General features: G+C 41.6%; 21 protein-coding genes. 6 read left to right on the top strand and 15 right to left on the bottom strand.

All coding sequences use genetic code 11. From position 1 onward, the window contains the following. Window positions 1–6 precede the first annotated feature (6 nt). Window positions 7–1,230, bottom strand: a complete 1,224-nt coding sequence (locus tag IE339_RS08745; protein WP_242175441.1) for an acyl-CoA dehydrogenase family protein — start codon at window positions 1,228–1,230, stop codon at window positions 7–9. 217 nt (window positions 1,231–1,447) lie between these two features. Here IE339_RS08745 and IE339_RS08740 point away from each other — a divergent pair, with 217 nt between their 5' ends. Next, a complete protein-coding gene (locus IE339_RS08740; RefSeq protein ID WP_242175440.1) occupies window positions 1,448–1,942 on the top strand; it encodes a CarD family transcriptional regulator in 495 nt (164 codons plus the stop codon). A gap of 98 nt (window positions 1,943–2,040) precedes the next feature. Here the strand turns inward: IE339_RS08740 and IE339_RS08735 are convergent, their stop codons facing one another. Next, window positions 2,041–2,241 carry a cold-shock protein gene (locus IE339_RS08735; RefSeq protein WP_053402704.1) on the bottom strand — a complete coding sequence of 67 codons (201 nt, stop codon included), beginning with the start codon at window positions 2,239–2,241 and terminating at the stop codon, window positions 2,041–2,043. Between the two features lie 423 nt (window positions 2,242–2,664). Here IE339_RS08735 and IE339_RS08730 point away from each other — a divergent pair, with 423 nt between their 5' ends. Beyond that, window positions 2,665–2,856, top strand: a complete 192-nt coding sequence (locus IE339_RS08730) for a hypothetical protein (protein ID WP_242175439.1) — start codon at window positions 2,665–2,667, stop codon at window positions 2,854–2,856. A 59-nt stretch (window positions 2,857–2,915) separates the two neighbouring features. Here IE339_RS08730 and IE339_RS08725 read toward each other — a convergent pair whose 3' ends face one another. Beyond that, on the bottom strand, window positions 2,916–4,442 hold the full coding sequence (locus IE339_RS08725) for an NCS1 family nucleobase:cation symporter-1 (protein WP_242175438.1): 1,527 nt from the start codon (window positions 4,440–4,442) through the stop codon (window positions 2,916–2,918). Between the two features lie 332 nt (window positions 4,443–4,774). Between IE339_RS08725 and gpmA the strand changes: the two genes are divergently transcribed. Together gpmA and IE339_RS08715 are read left to right on the top strand one after the other, a co-directional pair. After that, entirely contained in the window at window positions 4,775–5,521 is a 747-nt protein-coding gene (gpmA, locus tag IE339_RS08720; protein WP_242175437.1) for a 2,3-diphosphoglycerate-dependent phosphoglycerate mutase, read from the top strand. A gap of 137 nt (window positions 5,522–5,658) precedes the next feature. Then, window positions 5,659–6,993, top strand: coding sequence for a TIGR00366 family protein (locus tag IE339_RS08715; protein WP_242175436.1), 1,335 nt, complete (start codon window positions 5,659–5,661; stop codon window positions 6,991–6,993). A gap of 41 nt (window positions 6,994–7,034) precedes the next feature. Here the strand turns inward: IE339_RS08715 and IE339_RS08710 are convergent, their stop codons facing one another. From IE339_RS08710 to IE339_RS08665, 10 genes are all read right to left on the bottom strand, one after another. Further along, complete coding sequence (locus IE339_RS08710; protein WP_242175435.1) at window positions 7,035–7,766, bottom strand: N-acetylmuramoyl-L-alanine amidase; 732 nt, start codon at window positions 7,764–7,766, stop codon at window positions 7,035–7,037. A 17-nt stretch (window positions 7,767–7,783) separates the two neighbouring features. Beyond that, entirely contained in the window at window positions 7,784–8,716 is a 933-nt protein-coding gene (locus tag IE339_RS08705; RefSeq protein WP_242175434.1) for a hypothetical protein, read from the bottom strand. 184 nt (window positions 8,717–8,900) lie between these two features. Continuing rightward, a complete protein-coding gene (locus tag IE339_RS08700; RefSeq protein WP_242175433.1) occupies window positions 8,901–9,680 on the bottom strand; it encodes a transglutaminase-like domain-containing protein in 780 nt (259 codons plus the stop codon). Window positions 9,681–9,750: 70 nt separating this feature from the next. Further along, on the bottom strand, window positions 9,751–10,812 hold the full coding sequence (locus tag IE339_RS08695) for a M20 family metallopeptidase (protein ID WP_242175432.1): 1,062 nt from the start codon (window positions 10,810–10,812) through the stop codon (window positions 9,751–9,753). A gap of 186 nt (window positions 10,813–10,998) precedes the next feature. After that, window positions 10,999–11,835, bottom strand: coding sequence for a hypothetical protein (locus IE339_RS08690; protein WP_242175431.1), 837 nt, complete (start codon window positions 11,833–11,835; stop codon window positions 10,999–11,001). A gap of 104 nt (window positions 11,836–11,939) precedes the next feature. Then, window positions 11,940–12,425, bottom strand: coding sequence for a DUF4825 domain-containing protein (locus IE339_RS08685; protein WP_242175430.1), 486 nt, complete (start codon window positions 12,423–12,425; stop codon window positions 11,940–11,942). A 73-nt stretch (window positions 12,426–12,498) separates the two neighbouring features. Beyond that, window positions 12,499–13,545 (bottom strand): M42 family metallopeptidase, encoded by a 1,047-nt coding sequence (locus tag IE339_RS08680; protein ID WP_053402715.1) that lies wholly within the window; start codon window positions 13,543–13,545, stop codon window positions 12,499–12,501. Between the two features lie 117 nt (window positions 13,546–13,662). After that, window positions 13,663–15,048 (bottom strand): copper amine oxidase, encoded by a 1,386-nt coding sequence (locus tag IE339_RS08675; protein ID WP_242175429.1) that lies wholly within the window; start codon window positions 15,046–15,048, stop codon window positions 13,663–13,665. Between the two features lie 148 nt (window positions 15,049–15,196). Continuing rightward, window positions 15,197–15,853, bottom strand: a complete 657-nt coding sequence (bluB, locus tag IE339_RS08670; protein ID WP_242175428.1) for a 5,6-dimethylbenzimidazole synthase — start codon at window positions 15,851–15,853, stop codon at window positions 15,197–15,199. A gap of 109 nt (window positions 15,854–15,962) precedes the next feature. After that, window positions 15,963–18,098 carry a Z1 domain-containing protein gene (locus tag IE339_RS08665; RefSeq protein ID WP_242175427.1) on the bottom strand — a complete coding sequence of 712 codons (2,136 nt, stop codon included), beginning with the start codon at window positions 18,096–18,098 and terminating at the stop codon, window positions 15,963–15,965. A 198-nt stretch (window positions 18,099–18,296) separates the two neighbouring features. Here IE339_RS08665 and IE339_RS08660 point away from each other — a divergent pair, with 198 nt between their 5' ends. Then, window positions 18,297–18,815 (top strand): hypothetical protein, encoded by a 519-nt coding sequence (locus tag IE339_RS08660; RefSeq protein ID WP_242175426.1) that lies wholly within the window; start codon window positions 18,297–18,299, stop codon window positions 18,813–18,815. Between the two features lie 33 nt (window positions 18,816–18,848). Here IE339_RS08660 and IE339_RS08655 read toward each other — a convergent pair whose 3' ends face one another. Both IE339_RS08655 and IE339_RS08650 read right to left on the bottom strand, forming a co-directional pair. Next, window positions 18,849–20,915: a putative bifunctional diguanylate cyclase/phosphodiesterase gene (locus tag IE339_RS08655; protein ID WP_242175425.1), complete on the bottom strand. Its 2,067-nt coding sequence runs from the start codon at window positions 20,913–20,915 to the stop codon at window positions 18,849–18,851. A gap of 116 nt (window positions 20,916–21,031) precedes the next feature. Beyond that, window positions 21,032–22,087 carry a C45 family autoproteolytic acyltransferase/hydrolase gene (locus IE339_RS08650; RefSeq protein WP_242175424.1) on the bottom strand — a complete coding sequence of 352 codons (1,056 nt, stop codon included), beginning with the start codon at window positions 22,085–22,087 and terminating at the stop codon, window positions 21,032–21,034. A gap of 111 nt (window positions 22,088–22,198) precedes the next feature. Between IE339_RS08650 and shc the strand changes: the two genes are divergently transcribed. Beyond that, window positions 22,199–24,055, top strand: a complete 1,857-nt coding sequence (gene shc, locus IE339_RS08645) for a squalene--hopene cyclase (RefSeq protein WP_242175423.1) — start codon at window positions 22,199–22,201, stop codon at window positions 24,053–24,055. Window positions 24,056–24,253: the final 198 nt, after the last annotated feature.

The following is a 24,253-nucleotide window of genomic DNA, read 5'->3' as shown; positions in this document are numbered from 1 at the left end:
CTCCATTCAGACACGCTGTAGTTGTACATCGTGTTTTTTTAATTCTAATCGTGCAATTTGAGCGCGATGAACTTCATCAGGTCCATCTGCAAGACGAAGGGTACGCGCATTCGCCCAATGAGCAGCGAACGGTACATCTTCACTCATACCAGCAGCACCAAATGCTTGAATGACGCGGTCTAATACACGAAGCGCCATGTTCGGTGCTACGACTTTAATCATGGCAATTTCTGCTTTCGCTTCTTTATTTCCTACTGTATCCATCATGGCAGCAGCCTTTAAGGTTAATAATCTTGCTTGTTCAATTTCAATGCGTGAGTCCGCAATCCATTCGAGTACAACACCCTGTTTGGATAGTGGTTTCCCGAACGCAACCCTCTTTTGTACACGCTTACATAATTCTTCAAGCGCACGTTCTGCGGATCCAATGAGTCTCATACAGTGGTGAATGCGCCCTGGCCCTAGACGTCCCTGCGCAATTGCGAATCCTTTGCCTTCATCCCAAATGATATTTGACGCCGGTACACGAACATTATCATACGTAATTTCTGCATGACCATGAGGCGCATGATCATAACCAAAAACAGGAAGCATTCGCTCGATTGTCACTCCTTGTGTATCAAGCGGAACGAGAATCATTGCCTGCTGCTCATGGCGAGGCGCTGAAGAATCTGTTTTCCCCATCACAATCGCAATTTTACATCGGGGATCTCCTGCTCCAGATGACCACCATTTCCGGCCATTAATGACGTATTCATCACCATCTCGAACAATACTTGCCTGAATATTCGTCGCATCACTTGAAGCAACATCTGGCTCGGTCATAGAAAAACAGGAGCGTATTTCTCCGCGCAGAAGTGGCATTAACCATTTTTCTTTTTGTTGCGGGGTCCCGTATCTTTCAAGAACCTCCATATTACCCGTGTCAGGCGCATTGCAGTTAAATATTTCAGGAGCAATCATTGATCGTCCCATAATTTCGCATAAAGGCGCATATTCTAAATTTGTTAATCCTGCTCCAAGTTCACTATGAGGTAAAAACAAATTCCATAATCCCTGTTGTTTTGCCTTTTCTTTTAGCTCTTCCATAAGAGGCGGTATGGACCATCTTGTCGATTGTTCATTTAACGATTCCTCAATACGAGCTTCATTTGGATACACATGCTCTTCCATAAAAACAGTTAACTTTTCCTGTAGCTGAATGACCTTTTGTGAATACGAAAAACTCATTTTATCACTCCTCCAAACTAACTAACCGGTTGGTATGTACTACACCCTTATCATACAATGTTTATCAAAAATACACAAATAATATTCAGAATATTTACATTTTAATTTTGAATTGCTTTCTAACACCTTCTATCTGTTGACTTTCAAAGATATAAAATGTTATTATAATTAATTTTGATATTATTTATTTTTTATGATATGGTTAAGTATAGATTAATTGGAGGTGGCTTATTTGTTTCAAATTGGTGATCATATTTTTTACCCCATGCATGGCGCTGGGACGATTGAAGCAATCGAAGACCGTGAAATATTAGGTGAAATACAGCAATATTATATTATCCGAATGCCTGTGAATGACATGCAGGTCATGATTCCAAAAAAGAAGATTGAAACTGCCGGAATTCGTTCCGTTGTCGATATTCAACGACTTGACCAAGTAATGGCGATTTTTGATGATGCCGATTGCGTTACAGTACCTTCATGGAAACAACGCTACCAAACAAATTTGGAAAAAATGAAAACAGGCGATATGCAGTCTTGCGCTGAAGTAGTTCGCGACCTCTCTCACCTTCATAAATCCAAAGCGTTAAACTCTAGTGAAAAACATATGCTTGAAAATGCCCGAAAAGTATTGATAAGTGAATTAGGTCTTGTAAAAGGGATGTCTCAACATCAAGCTACAGAACTATTGAGCACAAAAATCCGCCTCTAGTATGTAACCTTACCTCCATTATCACTGCACATGTTTCAATATTAAACAATAAAAAAAGGCTACTAACCATTTGGTTAGTAGCCTTTTTAAATATCAAATTAAAGTTTTACTACGTTAGCAGCTTGGTCGCCACGGTTACCTTGAGTGATGTCAAAGCTTACTTTTTGACCTTCTTCAAGAGTTTTGAAACCTTCGCCAGTGATAGCTGAGAAATGTACGAATACGTCTTCTCCACCTTCAACTTCGATGAATCCAAAACCTTTTTCTGCGTTAAACCATTTTACTGTACCTGTGTTCATGTTTCTACCTCCGAAAAATATACATTAAAATTTATACTTACTACTATAAAGCATTAAAGAAAGATTCGCATGCTATCACGGATTACATGTCATTGGAAATATAACCCCTCATAACATGCGAATACTAACTACCGATATAATGTCTTTAATAAGTACATCTTGATACTACCATAACTATTTTTCAAAAGCAATGCTTCTTTGACATTCTTTGATATTTACGTGGTTTTTTTTCAGTATTTTAAGAGAACAGCTTCAATACGAGAAAAGGCCGCTTTTTTCAATGATTTGCGGGGTGTTTAACGGGGGCGTTGTTCAAGAAATTGTAATGAATTTGAGTCTCCTCCTTTTAAACTTCCTCTTTTGACGTGTTATACTAGACAAAGTTGTTTAACTTGAACGTCGCTTTATTGAAGGAGAGAAAATATGTCACGAAGTCTTACGTTCGGTATTTTATATATTTTTATTGTCGGGTTAGTCTTTCCCTTTTTAAAAGATCAGTCATTGGTAGTCAGCTTTATTCTATTGGTTCTTATTTATCTAATTCTGCGATGGGTGTTCAGCCGCTTCCCAAGTGGTCATCAAAAAGATGAAAAGAATAGCCTTGAAAAGAAATAAGTAGCGTGTTGCAATAAAAAGATCGCCTTTCTACTAGAGAAGGGCGATCTTTTTTCCCGTTATTGAGAAATTCCTGATTGAGACGACTGATCAGCGCTCGGTGGTACCGCAATGTCTACAGAAGTAATTTGCTCATACTCCCCTGCTTTTAACACGCTTTTATCTTCTCGCATTAAATACGTATAGACAATGATTGAAATGAACAACCCAACGGTCCATGCATTTTCCCAAAGAAAATATAGAGGTGCAACAACGAGACCTAAAGCGGGAATAAGCACACCAATGATTAAGGCATAAATACCATTTTTATTGTAGCCACTTGAATAGCTGTAGCGCCCATTCGGATCGTACAACTCTTTGAGCGACATTTGTCGTTTCCGGACAAGCCAATAATCGGCAATCGCGATTCCATCAATTGGTCCTAGCAGCGCGCCATACGTTCCTAACCACCCAAATATATAGTTGCCGAAGTTGGACATAATGTACCAAGGCTGTAGCAGGATCGCAAAAAGTCCCGTAATTAATGCGCCCATTGCAAACGTAATTCGTCTTGGATTTAAGTTCTCAATGGCACGAGCTGGTGCTACCACATTGGCCCCGACATTGATCGTGAGGGAGGAAAGTACGATCACAAGAGTTCCTAAGAAAATAACAAACGGCGGGAACTTCGCAATGAGCTGAACAGGATCCCAGAGTGCTTCCCCAAAAATAACGATGGTTGCTGATGATACCGCAATTCCAATGAATGAAAAAATACTCATTGTCAGCGGAAGAGACAGCGTTTGTGCCACCATTTGTGATTTTTGATTTTTGGCATAGCGACAAAAATCAGGGATATTAAGGGCAAGGGTCGCCCAAAAAGCAATAACTCCTGTCAATGCAGGAAAGAACACTTTTAAAAAGGCGCCCGTTGTTTCAAATTTAGATGGTGTTTCTAAAATTGGTCCCCAGCCACCGGATCGAGTAAACGCCCATATAAGTAAAATAATTGCTGATATTCCGACTACCGGTGCTGAAATGGCACCTAATACTTTAATAGCCTGCGGTCCCTTGTATGCCACACCTACATTTAAGAGCCAAAATAAAGCAAAGATGATAGCTGTATGTCCAGGTAAGTTAGCCCATCCAGAAAAAGAAGCCGCCAACAGTGTATCGATGGCACCTGTTCCAATCCATGTGTTAATTCCAAACCATCCAGCTGCGACAATTGCTCTTGCCATCGCGGGAATGTGGGCACCCTTATCCCCAAACCAAAGACGCGCAAAAACGGGGTAAGGAATGCCAAATTTTGTTCCAGCGTGGGAATTCAACAAAATAGGAACAAGTACAATAACGTTTCCTATAAAGATGGTGCCAATGGCCTGCCACCAATTCATTCCAAGCGTAATCATTCCACTTGCCATCGTATAAGCCGGAATACATAAGCACATCCCAATCCACAGCGTCGCAAAATTAATTCCCTTCCATGAATGTTCAGCAAAAGTAGTAGGACGCAAGTCTTCATTCCACAGTGAACTTGTACTGAGCTCTGCCGCAACCTCGTCTGTTAACGTCACTATTCCCTGTTTCTCCACCTGTGTTTTCATTACAAACCTCCTCTTTTCGTCCATCTCTTGACCCAAAATTGGCATAGATTGTCGTAAATCCCCCTCCTATTTTTGTGAATTTTCTGACTTTATTGAGCGCGCATTTCTTATAAGCTTGATTCATTATAGCGTACTGGACTCCTTTCTCCATCGGACATAATGTAAAATCTTTTTCGTCGTTTCCTTCCCTTTTGTAGCCATAATGTCACTATTTATACGTTGTTTGGTAGCTTCCCTCACATCTCGGTTTTAAAAATCCTTGTACACGATGATAGAAAGATACCCAATCGGGGAATAGTATCAAAAAATAGAAAAAATGCGAGGGCGAAGCGATGTATACTTTAGTATTGATTCGACACGGAAAAAGCGTTTGGAATTTAGAAAATAAATTTACGGGGTGGACAGACGTTGATTTATCAGAAAGTGGCCTTCAGGAGGCGCGCGAAGCAGGGAAAATTTTGCGTAAACATGGCTATCAGTTCAATCTAGCTTATACCTCTGTTCTAAAGCGATCGATTCGCACACTTTGGATTGTGCTGCATGAAATGAACTTGGAATGGATTCCCGTCTATAAATCGTGGCGATTGAACGAGCGACATTACGGGGCATTGCAAGGTCTTAACAAAGAGGAAACCGCCAAAAAGTACGGGGAAGAGCAAGTTCATGCATGGAGAAGATCCATGGATGTTAAGCCGCCTCCATTAGAAAAAAGCGATGATCGCTATGAAGCGGATGACCCACGTTATGGAGAATTACAGGACGGACAGTATCCACTCACTGAAAACTTAAAAGATACCGAAGCACGAATGCTAAAATATTGGCATGAAACCATTGCTCCGAGCATTAAAGAAGGGAAAAAAGTATTAATTTCCGCTCACGGTAATACGTTGCGAGGCCTAATGCAATATCTCGATCACATTTCACCAGACGGCATTGCGAACCTAAATATTCCAACAGGCATTCCACTTGTGTATGAACTTGATCAGGATTTAAAACCCGTCCGCCATTTCTACCTAGGAATCGAAGGCGAAGTACCCGAAGATGAAATCGACACCTATATCGAAAAGCACAGATCGTAAAGGAAGTGTATGAATCGACAATCCGACCTTTTCCCCTATTCATCTAGGGGATTTTTTTGTATAATTTTGTATATTATTAGCGCATTAACGCATCAAGACCTTCTTCTACATAATACAATTCCTTTAGGAGGTTCAAAATGAAAGCGTTATCCAACTTCTTTACAGCAATTGTTCAACGTTTTTTACCAGATCCATTCGTCTTCGCGCTCATTCTCACGCTTATTTTATTTGCAACTGGAATCATCTTTACGTCCCATGGTCCGATTGAGATGGTTGAATTTTGGGGAAGCGGCTTTTGGAATTTACTTGCTTTCGCCATGCAAATGAGCTTAGTACTCGTAACGGGTCACGCACTAGCAAGTTCTCCTCTTGTGAAAAAATGGCTCGTTAAGCTAGCAAATTTGGCAAATACTCCTGCCCAAGGGGTACTATTGGTTACACTCGGATCTGGGATTGCTTGTTTTATTAACTGGGGCTTTGGTCTAATCGTTGGCGCTCTGTTTGCACGTGAAGTTGCAAAGCGCGTACCTGGATCTGATTATCGCTTCTTAATTGCTTGTGCATACATTGGATTTTTAACATGGCACGGCGGTCTTTCTGGATCTGTCCCTCTCGTTGCTGCTACCCCTGGGAATCCGTTAGAGAAAATGACAGGCATTATCCCACTCTCGCAAACTATTTTCACCGGCTATAATTTATTTATTACACTAGGTCTTTTAATTGTATTGCCTATTATGACTAGACTGATGATGCCGACTGGAAAAGACGTGGTTGAAATTGACCCACGCCTTCTAGCAGAAGAAGAAACGGCTTCTACAGCTTTAGCAATGAAACAGTCCACGGAGAAAAAAACGTTTGCTGTTCGTATGGAAAATAGCCAGGTTTTAAGTATCCTCATTGCCCTTTTAGGCTATTCTTACTTAGTGTATTACTTCGTACAAAACGGTGCGAAAGTTGATATTAACACCGTCAACCTGTTGTTCTTCACAACCGGTCTTCTTCTTCATCGAACGCCTCTCTCGTACATGAATGCTGTCGCAAATGCGGCTAAAGGTACGGCAGGTATTATGATTCAATTTCCGTTCTATGCCGGTATTCAAGGAATGATGGAGCTCTCTGGACTTGGAGGAATGCTGACGAATGCCTTTATATCCGTTTCAAATCCATTTACATTCCCGTTTTTTGCGTTTCTTAGCTCCGGTGTGATCAACTTTTTCGTTCCTTCAGGTGGAGGACACTGGGTCGTTCAAGGCCCGTTTATTATGGAGGCAGCTGCGAAACTACACGTCGATCCCGGCGTAGCAGCAATGGCCATTGCCTACGGCGAAGCATGGATGAACATGGCACAGCCATTTTGGGCGCTACCTGCTTTAGCCATTGCAGGCTTAGGAGCACGTGATATTATGGGCTACTGTGTCACGACTCTTCTTGTGTCAGGTATAATCTTCGGCATCGGTTTAACGTTTTTCTAACAAAAAAGGTGACGCTCCGTTTTGGACGTCACCTTTTTTCATTAAAATCCCCACCAATATTCGTGCATTCCCTGCGCATACTGGGTGGCAAGGTTTTGACGGAATGATGCACTTCCGAGATTAGCAGCGTCCGTGCTGTTTGAGATAAAGCCTGTTTCCCCTAGCATTGCAGGCATGTTCGTATACTTAAGAACGTAAAAACCTGCTTCCTTAACACCTCGAAGCGACGAATAAGACGTTTTCAGCTTGTTATACGCACTCGTTGCCAGCTGCGCTCCGTTTATGCTGCCGTAATAATTATACGTTTCAAGTCCATTCGCACTTGTTGCCGTCGCACTGTTAATATGCATTGAAACAAAAAAACTCGCTCCTACGCTATTTGCATAAGATGCGCGATCTTCTAATGATACGGTGGCATCTGAGCTCCTTGTCATATAAACAGTGGCAGGGTAGTTAGCCACGACATAATTTTTAGCACGAGTCGCAATATCAAGCGTAAGGTTTTTCTCTTGAAGCCCGTTGCCAACCGCTCCGGAATCACTTCCACCATGACCCGGGTCAATGACTATTACAGGATTTGACGCAAGAGTTGGAGCACCATTTGTTTTTCCTTGCTTATCTAACTTTTCTTTTAACGCTGGATTATAGTTAGAAGGTGCAGGAGCCACGTCCCAGTTTGCTTCATCCGCTACTTCTCCTTTTGCTGCAAAAGCAGGTGTGCTAAACAATAGGCTCATCGAAAGTAAAGCGGTGCTGACATATCTTTTTTTCATTCTCGTTCCCCCTCTTCTTATTTAACGAGTAAGCGTATATTAATAAAAAAGTCCTCCCAGAATCCGTTCCACTTTGTCGCAGCAAGATGTTCAGGATAAATCTGGTAGTCCTGTACTTCTTTTTGCTTCTCTAACCAGCGTTGAAAATATTGATTTTGTTTTTCCATTAAGAGCGTGGAATAAATTTTTTTCTTTACCTGTGGATAAGCTTGCACTTCTTCTTGTGTTTCATTTTCAACTAGTATCCAATAATACAGTGGACCTTCTTTAATAGGTCCCTGGAGTTCATGAAGCGGAGCACGAAACATGTTACGTGCAATCGTTTCCCCCACTTCACCTTTCATTTGCTCAAATGAAACAAGCTCTTGTCGAACCACCTTCATACGAGAAGAAGGGTTCAAAGACTTCATCGTGTTTTCATTTACATCCGGCAATGGATGATCGGACTGAATATACGTAACTGTTCGAAACATAGGTACGACAAATGCCTGCTGATGATGAGTATAAAACTGCTGCATTTCCTGCTCTGACACCTTGACGTTCCCAGTAATGGCTTTTTTCACTTTAAAACCTATGGTCGAACGACGAATACTTTGAACGCTTTCTTCCTCCGACATGTTCAAAGCGCTCAAGGCTTTTGCTCGCTCAGCTTTTGTTTTCCCTAATTGCTCTAGCTGCGTTTGAATTTCTCGCGGGTTGGCTTTGATGTTCATCTCTTTTCCTTTTGTTACGACGAGATCCTCTAAACTCCTCATCTCTAGCATCTTTTCTTCCTCTTGATCATTGGTTATGTATAAGTGCTTGATATGTTGCCAATCGTTGGTGCGCACCACTTTTTCCCCTATTACATATAAGATAGGATGATAGAGATAAGAAATAGCAAGCGCCGACGCTCCAACAGCAATGACAAGCAGAACACAACCAATCGTCATTTGCGCTTTTTTGTTCATAAGCTTATTCCCTCATATCTTCCGTGCGTATAGTTAAAGTGTATCACCCTATATTGCTATGCTGTATTGAGAAAATAGCAAAGAAAAAAGCGAATTACCTGCCGTAATTCGCTGATTCATCCGTCGTTTTTTAGAAAATAGATGCTTCATGATCGTCTATCTCGCACCATGTGAACCGAACGACCTACTTTTGAATCGTCTCCACTTTTTGAGCAACCTGAAGCTGTTTGATTTCCTCATATACTTGTACAAACCTCTTCACCCGATCTTGGTGAAGATGAAAGTTAACCTCCTGTTTGTACGTCTTGACACCAAGTGACGTTAGTTCGCTAATTAAAGCTTCCCACTCTTCCAAAAGCACTGTCGAACTTGAATTTTTCCGAAAAGAACACAGAAATTTCTTTATGAGATAATCGCTTGATCGTTCTTCTAACGGCTGATGGTTGGCATCCAAAGCAAACAAGCAAAACGGAATAATTCCTTCTGTAGACGGTATGGACTGATGATGAAAGCTCAGCCTCTTTTCCATAAACGATTCAATCCCTAAAATAGCAAACGACGTATCTAGTGGACACCAGTCCCTCTGATCCGCATCATAGTATTCAATCCAACGGTGGTCGTTATGATTTAAACCGAAGATGGAATAGAAGTTTCCCTGCTCGGCAACAAGTTGCTCAGCAAACTGTTGTCTTTCTATGTAGTCCGGTTGGGCGTTTATCTCAAGTACCCACCTTGTTTTAATACCTATGTAAGATAGTAACGTTTCTACCACTTTCGCTTGCTCGGCGCAGTTACCTGCCTTTCGCTGCATAATCTCTTCAAAGCTCCGGTCTACATAATCTGTTTCAATCCACTGAAACTCGTTGCAAATCCATGAGAACAAACGCGCAACTCTTTCAGCAGTACTAGTAGCACCATTAAGTTTACTCGTAATCTCTTTTTCAATTTCTATACTTATTGTCATCGTTACCCCCCTCAACAGGAATATTTTAACATTTAATGCAAAAAAAAGCGCCCTTAAGCGAGCGCTTTTCTTAAAATAAGTGAGCCAACTTTTTTAAGATATCCTGATAGAGATGAACGGAGTCGATTTCAACGTACTCTTTTTCTCCATGCCAATGGGCACCTCTTGGACCAAACTCAATTGCTGGGATACCAAAACGAGAGTAAAAGCGGCCGTCCGCTGAGCCGTGCTGACCAAACAGAATGGCTTCATGAGAGGTTTCTTTGACAATCGAATGTAGTTTTTGTACGTATGGGTCGTCTTCTTTCGTTGCAATTGGATCACCATCCGAATGCACGTGTATGCTTGCAATATCTGAAATGGTGTTTAGCTCAGCCAACACGCGATCCTGCGTTTGTTCCGGAAGAAAGCGAATGTCTACAGATATCACACACGTATCTGGTACACGGTTATAAGCATCACCGCCGCTAATTTTTGCTAGATTAACAGAAGGCCCCTCATACATGATTGAAGATTCTTTCGTAAAAGGTAAGCTCAAGATCTCTTCGTAAACGCGAAGTGCTTTTTGAATGGCGTTATCTCCTTCCCACGGACGACTTCCGTGAGCAGCGCTTCCTTTAATCGTTACATCAACTTGTACAATTCCCTTTGCTTGCAGTCCAATATTAAGCTGAGTCGGTTCACCGCAAATAACAAAATCACCAAGGTATCCTTGATCACTTAAAAACTGTGCGCAGTTTAAGCCACCCGTCTCCTCATCGGAAACAATTTGAAGCTGCACCTTACATGGTAAGGAATCATTCTTTAGCTCTACAAATGCCCCCATCATGGCGGCGAGACCTGCCTTCATATCCGCGGAGCCCCTGCCGTATAGCTTGTTCCCTTCCACATATGGCAAAAACTGACCCTCATTCCCTGGTACAACATCTACGTGGCCATTTAAAATCAGCGTACGCTCACCGCTTCCGATCTCTGCTATGAGCATAAGAAACCCGTTGTTTTCTAAAACGGTGGCATTTATATCAAATGAAGCGAGCCACTTCTCACAAAAATGCACCGCTTCGTTTGCCATTTCTTTTGTTGAACTATCAATTTTAACTAACTCTTTTAGTAACGATATGGAATCGATCATTGAAATCATCTCCTGCTAGTACTTTGCTACGATGTATTTTTAAATATTTAGACTATTTTAATTTATCACACTTTCAGATGAAACAGAACAGAAGATCAGAACTTACCTCAGGAAAAGAGTAAAGTCGTTCAAAAAAATTTTGCAACCTATAAAAAAAGGAAAACGGTTTGCTTCGTTTTCCTTTTTTTACGACCAAAATCTCACTCGACTAATACTAAAGCTTATCACGCACGTTAGGACGGAAAACAGCAGAGCAATACTAGAAAAAGCGAGGACATACGCATTATAGCTAATCAGTACATCAATCACTTTATTTGCCTGCAACGGTGCCCAGATCGAAATCGCATTCAGCATGATAAGTAAAATAAAAATTGCGATGACACCGTCTGTCGCGCCTTTTATATCAGCTGTACTTAACGCAATATGCGTCGAAATACAAATAGCGAGAAATAAAAACAGCCAAAATTTAACGCTTATCAGATAGTCCATACTCCACAAGCTCTTCAACAATACAACGCCTGCAAGTAGTGCTTTTTGGAACATTGCTACTGTAAATCCTTCTGCTTTTACATCGGTTTGCACATAGTGAATGAGCGTGTCATAGGAGGGTGGGACAAGCAAGTAAAGGCCTCCCACTAAAACGGCAATACCGATTAGCACAGGTGCCACACCAATAAAAAAGTTTCCTACTCGCTGATAAAGACTGTGAGGATTATATTGGTGACTCACATATCCTAAATGACCGTCCGTAGAACGTTTTGGAAACCACTGCACGTCCGTAATATCATGACGAAAAACGATACACATCACCGCATGCCCAAATTCGTGAATAGGCGTTCCAATCCAGGCCGTTAGCAAAAAGCCTCTATTCCCAAATGCGCTTGCGATAAAGGATCGAGAATAGTTTTGTAAGAATCCTAGTAAAAAACCGACTCCTATGATAACGCCTAGCAGCGAAAGTAGCTGAAGTCCTGAGGTTAGAAACAAATTCCACAAGGTGTTTAATACGTTCAATCTCTTCATCCTATCTCTCTGTTCTTATTGAACTCATTTTCATTGAAAACGCGGAAGAAGTCAACTATTCCACATGTAAGACCGCGCCAAGTTTATTGGCGCGGTCAGCTCACTTATGAAAAAACAGAATCCATCTTCGTATCCGATTTGAGATGCTTGTTGATCAATTTTTGTAATTCTTCTTCTTTTTTATAGTCCTGTAGCGTGACGTTATACCAGTCTTCTAGTTTTGCTCTTGAGATCATTACGTCCTGATCTGGAAACTTAAACGTTACCGTGTCGGCATTTTTAACGAGCGTAAATAAATATGTTGCGTTGGACAAAGCCGTTTCTTTCTGCTCTTTTTCTAGATTATCGGCCTGTATTTCTTTATAATTTAGCGTAATTCCATACGGCTTTTTTTTTGTTTGGAGCGCCATTGTTTTCAATTCTTCTCCGTGCTTTAATTGTTTGGCGATGTTAAAAACCGCACTATTATCACCAATATATGAATTTTTGTATTCAAACACTGTTGATTTGGCTGCCTCACTCTGACTGCACCCACTCGCAAGTAAAACCGCGGATACGAACGTTAACACATACACGCTGAGCTTTTTCATTTTACACACTTCCCCCCTCTATTCCTCGAGAACTAGTTGAAAAATCTCATGAAAGACGGCATCGCCATGTGTCTCACAGTACCATTTTTGATTGAATATAATGATAGATCAATGCTGTTGTATGCTCGATCGACGTTTTATGTGTGCGTTCAAATGCGTGAGAAGAATCAATTCCAGGACCAATTAAGCCGTGGACGATGTCATGTCCTGCTCGGATCGCCGCAGATGCATCTGAACCGTAGTGTGGATAAATATCTAGCTTATACTCAACGTTATTTTCCTTCGCAAGACTAACCAAATGCTGACGAAGACCGTAATGATATGGTCCAGTTGAATCTTTCACACAAATAGAAACCGTGTATTCATCTGTTGCCTGACCGTCTCCAATCGCCCCCATATCAACGGCTAAATATTCGACCGTCTCAGGCGAAATGTTTGAGTTTCCTCCATAGCCGATTTCTTCATTATTTGAGATTAAAAAATGCGTCGTATATGGTAGTTGCAATTCTTCCTCTTTTACTTGGCGAATCACTTCTAATAAAATAGCAACGCTTGCTTTATCATCTAGATGGCGGGACTTTACAAATCCACTTTCCGTTACCTGTACACGAGGATCGAATGAAACAAAATCTCCTACTTCAATTCCAAGCTTACGAACGTCCTCTGCACTTTTAACGACTTCATCAATTCTTACTTCCATATTCGCTTGATTGCGCTCTGCTTTTCCAGCATCTTTGTATACATGAACAGACGTTTGATGCATCAAAATTGTTCCTGTATACACCTTTCCAGCTGACGTAGCAATTTGGCAATACTCTCCCTCAATGGAGTTGTAAAGAAATCCTCCGATTAAGTCGATGACGAGTCGTCCACTTGCTTTAATTTCTTTGACGATCGCCCCTAACGTATCGACATGTGCGGTCAGCATGCGGTGCTGCTCTTGATTCTGGCCTGGGATGGTAGCAATTAATCCACCTTTTCGGTTACGCTTCGTCTCTACGTTTAGCTCTTTTAAAAGCGATTCTACGTATGTAATCACCTCTTCTGTGTAACCTGAGGGACTCGGAATAGAAACCAATTTCTCAATAAGTTCAATCGTTTTATCTGCTGAAAATGTCATATGTACCTCTCCTTTACTGCTTATGTGTACTACCATTATACACCAAATACATGGTAATACGCTGTTCGTGCACATAAAAAAGCGATGGAATTCATCCATCGCTTTTTTCCTCTTTCCTTATCCTTGTTGACGATTACGGCGTACGATAATTGTCGCAAACGCACCCGCAAGCACGAATGCTACCGCTCCCCATGCAATCATTGAATTACTCATGCCAGACTCGGCTGTTCCACCCATGCCTGTTTTTGGCATTTGAGTTGGCATTTGACTTTGGAACTTTTGAGGGAACTGATCCACAATCGCACCAGATAACCCTTCTCCTACCATAAACATGTGCTCATATGCCTCATGGATCGTTGGGTATGTTGTAGCGTAGTCTTTTTCTGTATACGTGTTAAATGCTTTCAGCAATTCGTCCACGTGCACTTTGAGTCCTGATTCAAGGTCGGCTGCTTTTAAGCGTCCACCTGTTGCGTCATCTAAAAATTTGGCTTGCTCTACGCGGTACTGATCTAGCTGTTTCATTGCCATTTGTTTTGCCGCCTCATCTTTTGCTCCCGTTGCTTTTACATAGTCAACGAAGTAGCCGATGTGACTGCTCCAAATCGTTTTAAATTGATCTCCTGCTGCTTGACCATATACAGAAGCGATCGCTTTTGAAAGATCATCCGTATTTTGATTTAATGCTCCTGCTGCTGCTTCAAAATCCTTCGCGCCGTCAATTCCTTTTTGCATCGCTAGCACAGCAAGTGCCGCATGCTCAGACAGAAGGCTATTTAGGTTTTCACGTAAATCTACTGCCGCTGTATCTACTTTTGTATTGTTAAATTTTTGAGGAAACTGATCTGTAATCGCCCAAGAGAAGCTTTTTCCTACTCCATACATATGATTGATAGACTCTCGTACGCTTTTGTACGTTGTTGTGTAATCACCTTTTACGTAGTTGTCAAATGCTGATAAAAGCTCGTGAACGTGCATGTTTAGCCCTTCGCGAAGTTCAGCTGCTTTTAAACGTCCTTCTGTTGCTTTATCCAAAAAGTCAGCTTGTTTGACACGGTATTGATCCAAGTTTTTAATGGCCATTTGTTTTGCTGCTTCATCTTTTGCCCCTGTTGCTTTTACATAATCAACGAAATAGCCGATATGACTGCCCCAGATTTCTTTAAATTGATTTCCTGCTGCTTCACCGTATACAGACGCAATCGCTTTTGAGAGGCTGTTTGTATTTTCATTTAATGCACCTGCTGCTTGTTCAAAGTCCGGTGCACCGTCAATTCCTTTTTGCATCGCAACAACCGCTAAGTAAGAATGTTCTGATAATAATTCATCTAGCGTCGCGCGTAGGTCGGCTGCTGGTGAACTAACCGTCGGCTTCATCATCTTCGTATTTTCTTTTGTTGTCATCTGCTGATGATTACCGCTGTGATTCATATCCGCTGCATATGCAGCTGTTGGAAGTAAAAGTGATACGCTTAATGGTACGGCTAAAAATGATTTTTTCATGTGTTTTTTCCTCCTTGAATTTCACTGTTTGATTACCTAACGGAGGAGATTTTTATTTGGATCACTTTTTTTAAAAAAAGTTTTAAAAAAGAGCATTAAAAAGAGAAAAGCCGTCGCCGTATAAAGGCAATGGCTTTTCTCTAACCGCTTAGCTATGCTGATTTCCATCCCATTTTTCATTAAAAATCAAACTATCAAGCATCCGTCGCTTTTCCCAGTTCGCGCTCTCTAAGATTGGCTTTTCTGGATAATCCTCCGTATAGCCAATCGACAAAAGGGCAATGGGCTCCACATGTGGCGGAATGCCTAAAATATCGCGAACGTCATTTTTCTTGTAAAAGCTAACCCAGCCCATCGCAAGTCCTTCTGCATAGGCAGCGAGCCACATATTTTGAATGGCACAAGCGGTTGATAAAATATCCGTCTCTGGAATGGAATTTCGGCCTAACACATGTGAGCCCCCTTTTGTTGGATCACACGTAATACAGATCGTAACCGGAGCTTCTTTTAATCCTTGTACCTTTAAAGACAAAAACTTACTTTCTTTTTCTTGCTTGTCTTCATAATGAATGGCAAGCGCTCGCTTTTCTTTATCCGCTGCCCATGCCAGCTTTTCTTTTGTCTCTTCGTTTGTCACAATAATAAAGTTCCACGGCTGCATAAATCCAACAGAGGGAGCATGATGTGCTGCTTCTAACAACTTTTGTAGTTTCTCGTCAGGAATAGGTGTCGATAAAAAACTTCGCACGTCCCGACGGTTCTCAATCGCTTTGTAAACGCCTTCTTTTTCTTCATCTCTTAACATATACCTCTCCCCCATTCTTTGTGTATGCCTATTACCGTTATTATCCCTTTTTTTGGTTAGGCTTGTAAAGGCTTAATTCAGACAAAAAGCTAGGCGCCTTGTAGACGACCTAGCTTTTTGCAAGATCACGGGAAAATACGACTGTTTTTGTGTTTTTAGGCGTAACTAGAATGGGCCACCAAAATGGGCAACCTCTCCAGCCGTTTTCTTCCCGACCATTTTGCCGGAGCAATATGAGCACAGGAATTCGTTGCGCGAGCTTCTTGGCAACGGTTAATTCACTATTTCCATTTGCCGTTGTATCAGGCGCATCCTCAAATCGGCCATTTGCCCTTACTCTGCTCATATTTCGTCCTGATCGAACAACACACCAGACTTTTCCTTTATGCTTAGAGTTCGTGTAGCGAGACAAATAGGACATGCTTGCAATAAATGAGGATTCATCCCACTGTTTTCCTTCTTGTTGATCAAACGTTTGCTTGATTAGTCGAACGTAGTCAATCGCTTCTTCGATGTCGATCAAAAACGGTTTCTTTTCTGTCCATCTGCTTTTAATACGGCGGTCAAGCTCTTTTACCGTTTTTGCGATGTATGTTTTATATCCCGTCTGAAATCCAATCGGAAGTATCCGCTTGAGCGGCTTCAAAGTCGTTGTTTGCGACAATAGCAGCTTATTGGGTGAACAAGGAATCAATCTACTTGAAAAGTCTTGTTCAATAAAGACCACGCCTCGGTTTTGCCCACCTTGTTCAAAAGCCGTACGCAGCCCCGTATCAAAATCGTGAATTTTTTCCATGACTTCGTATATCTCTTCCGTCGTATAAAATTTCGTGACCGAGAGATCTTCCGGAGATCGGTAACCGAACATTCGAGAATGCTGTAAAACGGTATCCTGTTGAAAGCTACGGGGATTTCGTCCATAGTAAAAACCAATCAAATTTCGAATTGTGATGCCACGGTCTAAAATCTGTCCGCCAATGAAAATATTCAGCGGTGCGCGAAGCTTTAACTGACCTTGCTCATCTAACAACTGGTTCATTTCCTTTTCAGAGTTTACTGTCGTAACCAAAAGATAGTCTTTTTGAAGCATAAAAAGCGCTTCGTATACGACGTCCTGCTTAGGTGGAGGGCTCTCAAGGGCTGGCTCCATCTCCTCATAGCACTTCTCAAGCATCTGCTGCAAAGCAACTGGCTGATCAACCGCGAGCTGTCCTAGCCTTTCTTTTAGTGTGAGGACAACATTCTCCTGCCAGTCATGAGAGGATTTTGCCTGCTGTGTATGAATAATAAAGCTGTACTTCTCCAACGTCTTTCCTTCTTTACGCTGTTGAATCCTGCGAACAACTCCTCCTACTAGAAAAGAAAGCACAGACCTTCGCAATGTTTCAATGCTTTTGCTCGTTAGTACTTCTTCGAGCTTCAAGCGGCGACGATCAGGCTTCTTTAAAGCCATAAGCTCCCTCTCATCAATAGGTACAAACAAGCTTTTTCGCACCGCTTCGTTTTCAAAGTAATACTCGCTTCCAATATAGGTAGATGGGGTTGGGACTAACACGGTAAAGGCTGGTTTAATGGGCATAAAAACAGGAGACGTCTCGGACACCTTCAATTCATCCGGCTGTAGGTAGAGCGAATATGGTGTAGCCGTCACTTGGAGAAAGGCACTTTTTTTTAATTCCTTCCTCAGTTCATCGATTTGTCCTGCAATGGCATTAATTTCAGTCGTCTCCTGCTGCGTCTTCGTGAACCCAAGGCTCGCGTAGTCTGCCTCATCATCAATAATAAGCACATTGCGATCTTTGAGCTGTGGATAGCGCAAAAGCGCGTCATGAAGTCGTTTCATATTATGAATTTCTTTTTTAACGACAAACACTAATTTTTGCTCTAGCTCGTAAGCAATAAGGTTTGTTGGAATTTTCATAATGTCAAACACCTGCACGCAGTCTGATTCTGAGAGCGTTTTGTATTCTTCCTTTAATCGTTCATACGTTTGCTGAGCGAGAGCTTTTGTGCCTTTTGTCAGCACAATCACCGCATCATATCCGTTATCAAAGGCTAAGCCCGTAACCCCAATAAACGTGCGCGTTTTTCCGCTTTGGATTTTCCCAAGAAGCATCCCCGGCTTTCGTTCATTCGTGGTATGACGCTGTAATAGGTCCACCGTCTGTTCAATGCATGCTTTCATCTCTTTTTCATACTGATTTTTTCGCTGTAAATGGGTGTAACATATTCCGTTCGTTTTCATAAAGTCACTCTTTCTTTCCGTTTACTCACATCCTCCATAGTACCTCGAAACGTTTGTTTGCTCAAATGGAAAGTGCTTCGTTTGCATGGTTTTCGTTTTTTTAGTAGAATAGACAACTGTGTGAAATGAACGGATAGAAAAATTGTCCTCTCTTATGCAAACGATAAATCGCCACCATATGAAAGGAGACTGATCGCTATGATAAAATCAGCTTTTGAAGAAGACGTTCGTGAACCTGAGGAAATTAAAGAGGAATTTGAGAAACTAGAATTCCAGCTCTTTCGTATGCAAGAAAACATGAAAGAAATCGCAAAAGACGCAGAGATTGTTGGAATTGATCAAACAAAAGATGACAAATGGGTCATTGTTTCTGCGGTTGATGACGGAAACATTTGTAAGGTTATGGTGAATGACTGTGAGCACGCATATAGAGGTACATGGGACTTTTCCATCTTAGCACAATATAAAGAAGAAGATACGATTCATATCGGTGATATTAAAGGCCCTGCCAATCAAGGGTACGGCTCTATTTGCATGAACTTCTTAAAAGAAATTGCTCGAGATAAAAACATTCCCTTTATTACAGGTGATATTGCCAAACGAGATTGGGATCACGTCGAGCGCCTCGTTCATTTTTATTCCAAACACGACTTCAACGTAACAGTTGATTACGATGAAAAAAGCGGTGAAATTGAGTGGAATGACGGGAACGCCTGATAAAAAAGAGAAGCAACCGTGCTTCTCTTTTTTTTACGTCTTCAGGAGATTCTCTACCTCAGCTGCTGATATTGGCTTCCCGTAGTGATATCCTTGTGCCTCTATACACCCACATTGTATGAGAACGTGTTGCTGTTCAGTCGTTTCCACCCCTTCTGCAACAATCGTTAGTCCTAAATTTATTGCTAGTTGGATAATAGAGCGCACGATAGACAAATTTCCCCTGTTGCTATTGATATCGGAAATAAATGATCGATCAATTTTAAGACCTGAAAGAGGAAGTCGTTGAAGATAGCGCAGAGACGAATATCCTGTACCAAAATCATCGATATAAAGAGATACTCCCATCGATTGAAGCTCTTTTAAAATCGGGATCAGTTTCTGAATATCCGTCATAGCAATTCTCTCTGTTACTTCGAGCTCCAGCCAGCTCGCTTCAGTGCCAAACCGCTGCAAGATTGACTGAAACACCTCTAAAAAATTGGAACGAAAAAATTGGATAGCGGAAATATTGACCGCTATTTTACGCAAGCCATACCCTCTATCTAGCCATGCTTTTTGATCCCTACACACTTGTTCCAGCACTAAGTGTTCAATTTCAATAATTTTCCCATGCCGTTCTGCCAGTGGTATAAATCGATCAGGTGAGATGATTCCCTTTTCTGGATGAATCCATCTTACGAGCGCTTCAAAACCAATAATTTTTCGTGTAATCATGTTCACTTTTGGTTGATAATAGACTACAAACTCCTGATTAATGATGGCATTGTGAAGATCTCGAACAAGCGAGAAGTTTTCAGCGGCGATTACGCCATGCTGTCGCTGAAAAAACGCATACTTTTCATTATCCTTTCTCTTAGCCATGTACATGGCAATGTCTGCATTTTTCAAAAGCTCTCCTATTTCTCCTCCGTCCATCGGAAATACGCTTACCCCAATACTTGATGATCCGTAGTACTCCTTCTCATCAAGTAAAAAAGGGTATTCTGTTTCCCGAAATATGCATTGAAGCAACTCAAGAACATGCGCCTCAGACTCGAACTCTCCTACCATAACAAATTCATCTCCGCCAAAACGCGCCAGTTCATAGTGTCCTGCCGTGCACTGCTGAAGCCTCTTTGTTAACTCTTTTAAAATAAAATCACCCATTTCGTGACCAAAGTGATCGTTAATTAATTTAAAATGATCAACGTCTAGAAGTAAAACGAAAAGTTTCGTGTTCCTTTCCTTTGCTTCACCAATCAGTTCGCTCCCAATTTTTTTAAAATAATCTAAGTTTGGAAGACCTGTGAGCTGATCATAATACACGAGATTTTGAATACTTTGCTGCTTTTGCGATTTTTCAACGGAGTTTTTCACAACAGAAGCAATGAGCTCAAGAAAGGAGTGATCTACATCTGTTGGCATATAGGAAGAATCAAAATGAAACATGACTGAAATTAACGAGGAGACAGAACGTATCGTATTTAGTATGACATTCTGGGGGTTTTGAGAGGAAAGGAGGGTCTCTAATCCAGCTTCATCTTCCCCTATTGTTGTCAAAGAGAGAGGCGCGTGGTCGTCTTCTACAGCAATGATACACTCTCCGCAGTCGTGCAAAAATAAGTTGGCGACCTCCTTAATGCAAATCAAGCCTTCTTTTAACGACATCCCCTCTTCAATTTCCCTTAGCACCTTGTTTTGCACCTCAACCATCATCTCAGTTTGCTTTCGTTTCGTAATATCGTGTTGAATAGCAATAATGTACAATGGGTGCCCTTGATCATTTAAAATTGGATTAATAAACAACTCGTTCCAAAAAACTGAACCATCTTTTTTATAATTTAGCACTTCAAATATACCGGAGTGCTGTTCGGCGATAGCTTGTTTAATCTGAGCTCTTACGTGTGAATTTGTTTTTCTCCCCTGAAGAAGTCGACAATTTTGATAAAGATACTCGTTTCTTTCATAGCCTGTAAGCTCTTCGAAACACTGGTTGGCAAAAATGATGGGGTTATCTGGCAAAGAGGGGTCTGTAATCACAAAACTTGTATGAAAGCTTTTTGAAATCTGTTTTAATACATTTAAGACCGTTCGTTTTGACTTCGCGTCTCTCCTCATAACTTCCCTCGCTTTAATCCACTGTTGTAACTACATCATATGAATTCCACATGGCATGCTCACTGCTCTTGACCTAGTGTCACCGAGGAAATTTTTCAAAACAAAAGCCACTACGCTTAGAAACGTAATGGCTCTTCGAATGGGAACGTTTCATCTGTTGCGAACGTTCCTTTTATTTTTTTGACAAGAAGTGGTGCGTCATTCAGCCATTTTGAAAAAGATAGAGAGAGAGGCTTGGCATTTCTCCCTGCTCCAATGAGTACTTGCAGCGTTGCGGGAACGTAGACAACCGTATGAAGCGTTCCTGCTGAATTTTTGTAGTCTTCTTTAAAAATCCCGTACTCTTTTTGATTGAATCGTTCATACGCTTCATATGGAGTAAGTGAACGTCCAATCTGTTCGTCAATATGAGCCATCCGCTCTTTAGACTCTACGAGATGATGACGATTTTCCTCTGTCATGTTATCAAAATGGTTCGCACACCCTAAAGCAGCTCCTCTCGTCACGTGTACTCCTCGCCCTGAAGCTTCTACGATCGCGCCTCTTCCTTCTCGATCATACACGGAATAATTAAATGCCTGACGATGAGGGACACGTGAGATAACATCGATGGCTTCTTCTGTGGTTGCACACGTATCAAGAACAAAGCGTGCAATGGCACAGCAAATAAACCCGTCCGTTTGACGACGTCTGTTCACAAAATGATAGCCAATTACGAGACCTTTTTCGTTCATCCCGTCCATACGACCAATCATTCTTGTCCCAAATCCTATGCTTGCATAGCCATTCTCAGGCTTCCACAAAAGAAAGCGTCCTTCATACGTTTTTGGATGATAATCATAGTTTCGTGCATAAAACCCATCCTGCATCATAGCGGAGCACCCGGATTTTTTCCATTCTGCCTGATAACCACTATATTCATGAACCGTCTCTTCAAGCGTCCACCCTAGCCCATCAGCAAGACCACGTAGCTCATCCCAAATTCCCGGCCCAAACTTATCATAGTATGCTTTTGCTTCATTCATCTTTGTCTCGTAGCTACGCAAAGAACGCTTCCGTCTCTTCCGATGATTTTCATAAAGAGGGGTATCTCGATGATGGGTTCCCTCAAGGAGGCCAAGGTCATAATACCTCCCTTTCCCTTGTATCACATCAATTTGGATCTCTTTCATGTTCTATCCTCTCCTCCTGCTTTCATTGTCCTCAATCTTTCTCAATGACGCAAATTTCTTGCCTTCATAACCACTTCATTTTTGAATACAGTGTAGAAAGAGGTGAAAGAAATGATTTCAACAACAACCGTTCAACAAAATATACAAAAACGAATTGCAGAGCTCCGTAAATGGCAGCAACCAGACGGAAGATGGCGTTTTTGCTTTGAGGGCAGTATAATGACAAATGCATTTGTCATTATACTTTTGCGAACGTTGCAAGTAAAAGAAGAAAAAGTTATTAAGCAACTAGCTACCTACATACGAAATCGCCAGCATCCAAACGGCTATTGGAATACAGCTCCTGATGAAAAAGGGCATCTAACTAGCACAGTCTTAGCTTACACCGCTCTTTTATGTGCAGGTGATGAACAAGAATCAGACGAACATATGAAAAAAGCAAAAAAATTCATTGAGCAAAATGGTGGTATCGCGAAGGCTCACTTTATGACTAAGTGGATGTTAGCTGTAAACGGTCTGTACAAATGGCCTTCCTTTTTTTATATTCCCATGAGCTTTCTACTAATCCCTTCTTACGCACCTGTTAACTTTTTTGATCTGAGTGCCTACGCGCGTATCCACTTCGTTCCAATGATGATCGCAGCAAACAAAAAGTTTTCCTTGTCCTCTCCACACATGCCATCATCCTTTTTTCGCACTTACGAAGAAGATGATTGGTTAGTAGGCGAAGACCGATCTTTTGTGCAGCTTCTCGTAAACGAAATGAAAAAAATAGCCGCCCTGCCTACTTACATTCATGAAAAAGGATACAAAGAAGCAGAGAACTATATGCTACAGCGAATTGAGCGAGACGGAACGCTGTACAGCTACGTAAGTTCGACTGTTTTTATGATTTATGCGCTCCTAGCACTTGGCTATGACAAACGAACGCCCGTTATTCGTCATGCGCTAAAAGGGATTCTCGAGCACGCAAAGCTCTTACAAGAAGATGAGTTGTATATTGAAAATTCAACGTCCACTGTATGGGATACTTCACTTCTCACTTATGCTTTACAGGAGGCGGGCGTTGAATATCATGATCCAATGATTACGGCTGCAAATCATTACTTAGTGAGAAGACAGCATGACGCTTATGGGGATTGGTCCGTGCATAACCCACGTATCTCACCTGGAGGTTGGGGATTTTCAGATAGCAACACGTTAAACCCCGACTTAGACGATACGTCTGCTGTACTGCGCGCTTTGACACGGACTTCTTCGAAAGGGTCCTTTCTCCTCAACTGGACAAAAGGAAATGCTTGGCTTTTATCGATGCAAAATCGCGACGGCGGCTTTGCGGCTTTTGAGAAAAATACTGACTCTAGTGTTCTTACACATTTGCCTCTTGATAATGCAAAAGATGCGGCGACAGACCCTGCAACAGCGGATTTAACCGGAAGAGTGCTAGAGTACTTTGGTACGTTTACAGGTATGAAGCATCATCATCCAACTGCAAAACGTGCCGTGCAGTGGTTGCTTTCACATCAAGAAAAGAACGGCTCTTGGTATGGAAGGTGGGGCACGTGCTACATTTACGGAACGTGGGGAGCTGTGACTGGTCTACGGGCTGTCGGAATAGAACCAACACAGAAGTCGATGCAAAAAGCCGCAAGCTGGCTGAAGAGCATTCAGAACGATGACGGAGGATGGGGCGAATCGTGTCAAAGTGCAGAGATGAAAAAATACATTCCTCTATCATTTAGTACCGTGTCACAAACCGCTTGGGCACTCGATGCCCTTCTTACTCTATTGCCCAAAGACGATGAAGCAATACAAAAAGGCATTCACTTTCTATTAAAAGACCCACACCAAAAAGAAGCTCTTGATTACCCTACAGGTATTGGACTTCCAGGACAGTTTTACATTCGCTATCATAGCTATGAGCACCTTTATCCGCTTCTAGCTCTATCACATTATCAGCGTGCCTAGTGCCTTTACATGCACTAGACAAAACGTTTAGAAAGTTTACACGCACGTAACGTCTTTTCCCCTTATACTGAACATGTACTTATTTTGACTTGCTTTTATCGTCTCTACACAAAGCGAGCTCCATAAGACTCCTTTACGTTTCGTAGCAACCCCTTTTGAACCTAGATGAGTAGCTTCATCTAGGCTTTTTTTATCGCA

This window comes from Priestia koreensis, assembly GCF_022646885.1.
Lineage (GTDB): Bacteria > Bacillota > Bacilli > Bacillales > Bacillaceae_H > Bacillus_AG > Bacillus_AG koreensis_A.
Note: the sequence above shows the minus strand (reverse complement) of the source record. Positions and strands in the feature narration are given on the sequence as shown.

Bases quoted from the DNA above. Each gene is read 5' to 3' on its own strand.
- IE339_RS08730 (WP_242175439.1), top strand. From the start codon at position 2,665: ATGTCACGAAGTCTTACGTTCGGTATTTTATATATTTTTATTGTCGGG.
- IE339_RS08680 (WP_053402715.1), bottom strand. From the start codon at position 13,545: ATGACATTTTCAGCAGATAAAACGATTGAACTTATTGAGAAATTGGTT.
- IE339_RS08690 (WP_242175431.1), bottom strand. From the start codon at position 11,835: ATGAAGAGATTGAACGTATTAAACACCTTGTGGAATTTGTTTCTAACC.
- IE339_RS08725 (WP_242175438.1), bottom strand. From the start codon at position 4,442: ATGAAAACACAGGTGGAGAAACAGGGAATAGTGACGTTAACAGACGAG.
- IE339_RS08745 (WP_242175441.1), bottom strand. From the start codon at position 1,230: ATGAGTTTTTCGTATTCACAAAAGGTCATTCAGCTACAGGAAAAGTTA.
- bluB (WP_242175428.1), bottom strand. From the start codon at position 15,853: ATGTTAAGAGATGAAGAAAAAGAAGGCGTTTACAAAGCGATTGAGAAC.
- IE339_RS08695 (WP_242175432.1), bottom strand. From the start codon at position 10,812: ATGATCGATTCCATATCGTTACTAAAAGAGTTAGTTAAAATTGATAGT.
- IE339_RS08685 (WP_242175430.1), bottom strand. From the start codon at position 12,425: ATGAAAAAGCTCAGCGTGTATGTGTTAACGTTCGTATCCGCGGTTTTA.
- IE339_RS08650 (WP_242175424.1), bottom strand. From the start codon at position 22,087: ATGAAAGAGATCCAAATTGATGTGATACAAGGGAAAGGGAGGTATTAT.
- IE339_RS08655 (WP_242175425.1), bottom strand. From the start codon at position 20,915: ATGAGGAGAGACGCGAAGTCAAAACGAACGGTCTTAAATGTATTAAAA.
- IE339_RS08710 (WP_242175435.1), bottom strand. From the start codon at position 7,766: ATGAAAAAAAGATATGTCAGCACCGCTTTACTTTCGATGAGCCTATTG.
- IE339_RS08660 (WP_242175426.1), top strand. From the start codon at position 18,297: ATGATAAAATCAGCTTTTGAAGAAGACGTTCGTGAACCTGAGGAAATT.
- shc (WP_242175423.1), top strand. From the start codon at position 22,199: ATGATTTCAACAACAACCGTTCAACAAAATATACAAAAACGAATTGCA.
- IE339_RS08735 (WP_053402704.1), bottom strand. From the start codon at position 2,241: ATGAACACAGGTACAGTAAAATGGTTTAACGCAGAAAAAGGTTTTGGA.
- gpmA (WP_242175437.1), top strand. From the start codon at position 4,775: ATGTATACTTTAGTATTGATTCGACACGGAAAAAGCGTTTGGAATTTA.
- IE339_RS08700 (WP_242175433.1), bottom strand. From the start codon at position 9,680: ATGACAATAAGTATAGAAATTGAAAAAGAGATTACGAGTAAACTTAAT.
- IE339_RS08665 (WP_242175427.1), bottom strand. From the start codon at position 18,098: ATGAAAACGAACGGAATATGTTACACCCATTTACAGCGAAAAAATCAG.
- IE339_RS08675 (WP_242175429.1), bottom strand. From the start codon at position 15,048: ATGAAAAAATCATTTTTAGCCGTACCATTAAGCGTATCACTTTTACTT.
- IE339_RS08715 (WP_242175436.1), top strand. From the start codon at position 5,659: ATGAAAGCGTTATCCAACTTCTTTACAGCAATTGTTCAACGTTTTTTA.
- IE339_RS08705 (WP_242175434.1), bottom strand. From the start codon at position 8,716: ATGAACAAAAAAGCGCAAATGACGATTGGTTGTGTTCTGCTTGTCATT.